The sequence below is a fragment of the Nostoc sp. genome (genome assembly GCF_035638895.1).
Taxonomy (GTDB): domain Bacteria; phylum Cyanobacteriota; class Cyanobacteriia; order Cyanobacteriales; family Nostocaceae; genus Nostoc.
On record NZ_DASQZC010000031.1, the window covers coordinates 1 to 2,497 of the forward strand.

General features: G+C 44.3%; 3 protein-coding genes and 1 pseudogene. 3 read left to right on the plus strand and 1 reads right to left on the minus strand.

The window, feature by feature from the left end; translation table 11 throughout:
* Both VE944_RS01235 and VE944_RS01240 read left to right on the plus strand, forming a co-directional pair.
* Positions 1–425 (plus strand): annotated as a pseudogene (locus VE944_RS01235) (amidohydrolase family protein); the annotation flags it as partial.
* Positions 426–516: 91 nt separating this feature from the next.
* Entirely contained in the window at positions 517–1,179 is a 663-nt protein-coding gene (locus VE944_RS01240) for a carboxylesterase family protein (RefSeq protein WP_324971127.1), read from the plus strand.
* A 39-nt stretch (positions 1,180–1,218) separates the two neighbouring features.
* Here VE944_RS01240 and VE944_RS01245 read toward each other — a convergent pair whose 3' ends face one another.
* A complete protein-coding gene (locus tag VE944_RS01245; RefSeq protein ID WP_324971129.1) occupies positions 1,219–2,007 on the minus strand; it encodes a sulfite exporter TauE/SafE family protein in 789 nt (262 codons plus the stop codon).
* Positions 2,008–2,047: 40 nt separating this feature from the next.
* Between VE944_RS01245 and VE944_RS01250 the strand changes: the two genes are divergently transcribed.
* Positions 2,048–2,497: aldo/keto reductase (locus VE944_RS01250; RefSeq protein WP_324971131.1), on the plus strand; the 450-nt coding region annotated here is incomplete at its 3' end.

Genomic DNA, 2,497 nt, shown 5'->3' on the forward strand with positions numbered 1-2,497 from the left:
CTTCCTTCAACCGCCATAGCCGCTCACCCGTTGGTAGCGAACTAGAAGATTTTGCCGCAGCTGGAATTGAAACCATTGAAGACATCCGCGATCGCTGGGTGAACAGTTTCTTCTTTGGTTCCGAGTCTGACGATCGCACCATTGCAGCCGCATTCAACAACAAAGCCAATCCCTTGGGTGTGAAAATCAACGCTATCTATTCCTCGGATGTTGGTCACTGGGATGTGCCAGATTTGACCGACCCATTAGCGGAAAGCTGGGATTTGGTACAAGAAGGTGTGATTTCTGAAGCGGACTTTAAGGCTTATGTATTCAATAATCCTTACAAGTTTTATACTCAAGCTAATCCCGACTTCTTTAAGGGTACGGCGGTTGAATCTAAGGTAGCTACTCCACAAGAAGACAAGAACCTTGTAATAGCTTAAATCTTTGCCAAGGCATTGAGATGTTACAAGATACCCGACTTCTTTAAGAAGTCGGGTATCTGACCACCAAACATATAGAGGAATTATAGCTATGCCTATCGAACACCGTTCTGCTTCACTGCCTTATCTTTTCTCGCCTGTCTCTGAAGAAGCAAATAAACCTGCACCACTCGTGTTGTTTTTGCATGGCGCACGCGACCGAGGTACAGATATAAATGTGCTACTCAAATGGGGTTTACCTCGTTTCGTGGATTCGTCCAGCCCATTACCTTATGTCTTTGTAGCTCCCCAACTTCCTGAAGGACAAACCTGGCTAGATCGAGAATCTGACGTAATTGCTTTGTTGGATAATCTCATCACCTCCCAACCCATAGATCCGTCCCGTGTGATTTTATCTGGATTCAGTTTAGGTACGGCTGGGGCATGGCATATCGCTGCTTCTCATCCTAGTCGCTTCGCTGGTTTGGTAGCGGTGTCTGGTCGTGTACCTAAAACCTTAGAAGCAAGGCAACTAGCTGCCCTAAAGGATATTCCTATCCAAATATTCCAAGGTGCAAAAGACGAAAAACTGTCAATTGAAGATACACAGCAGATTGTCGATACCTTGCGCGGGCTGGGGGGAACAGTAGATTTTACCGTACTGCCGGAAGGCGATCATTTTATTGCTGATGAAGTGTACAGTGACTCGAAATTGCAACAGTGGTTGGTTTCACAGAGTCGTCGTCGTCAGGCTTCTGTAGTGGCATCGCTCTAATTCAGTAATAACTGATGCCTTTGCTGGTTAATATTCCCATTATGCAGATGGCTTGTGCCTTGCTAACTTCAAAGCCGATAACAGTAGAATGATACCTAGGATTACATACAACCAAGAACTTGCTACATACCTCAAAAGGTTGCTGCCAATGAATGCTCCTAGTATTGAACCAGATGCCATTGAAACCATAAACTTTTGCTCTGATTTAACTTCTTTGAGCCGTCCCTGACTTCTATATTTGAATAGACCCATGATGATTGTGGGAATGCTGATTGCAAGACTCAAACTTCCTGCTAATTTGATATCAATTGCAAACACCAGAATGATCGTAGGGATAATCAACTCACCACCTGCGACACCAAGCATACTGCTAAATATCCCAATCACAATTCCCGCTACAAAGCCTATACCGATTTTCAGTAAGTCTGGAAGTTGCCAACTCTGAAAACTGAAAATGAGATTATGCCCAATCAGTACAAAGCTCAGGAAAAATAGAAAAACGACAACAACCCGATTTAATGTTCGTTCGTTGATCTGGGTTGCATAGTTAACGCCAACATAAGAGCCAATGAGAGAGCCTGCCAGAATGTTGATGATTACTGTCAGGTTTGCAAAAACATTCTCAAGACCAATAATTCCACTGCGAAAAATGAATGAAAAGGTCACAGTGACTAGGCTCACAATGAGATTGATAATAATTGCCTGTAGAGTTGGATAGTTAAAAATACTAACTAAAACTGGTAAGCGAAACTCTGCACCACCTAAACCGATTAGTCCACCAAGAATTGCGACCACAGCCCCCCAAGCAAATGCCCGAATATTCCACATTTAAATCTCCACACCCAAAAGCAAGACAATGAGCAATTATATAACGTTGCCAACTACCAAACTCGGTAACACTGGACTGACTGTTTCGCGTCTCTGTCTCGGTACAATGACTTTCGGATTGCAGACAGATGAAGAAACTTCCAGACAAATCCTTGACACCGCCGCCGATGCTGGCATTAACTTTTTGGATACAGCTGATGTTTATCCACTTGGGGGTGGGCTTGCTACAGCTGGAAGTACCGAAGAAATCATTGGGCGCTGGCTCAAAGGCAAACGTGAACATTTTATTTTGGCTACCAAAGCTGTAGGTAAAGTTGGCCCTGCACCTTGGGATCAGGGTGCTTCGCGTAAACACATTTTGGATGCGATCGATGCTTCCCTCAGACGACTGGGAACGGATTATGTTGACCTATACCAATTGCATTCTGATGATGCCTCAACTCCTCTTGATGAGACTCTAGAAGCACTCGACACCATAGTTCGCGCTGGC

Coding starts and splice junctions, on each gene's coding strand:
- VE944_RS01245 (WP_324971129.1), bottom strand. CDS start 2,007: ATGTGGAATATTCGGGCATTTGCTTGGGGGGCTGTGGTCGCAATTCTT.
- VE944_RS01240 (WP_324971127.1), top strand. CDS start 517: ATGCCTATCGAACACCGTTCTGCTTCACTGCCTTATCTTTTCTCGCCT.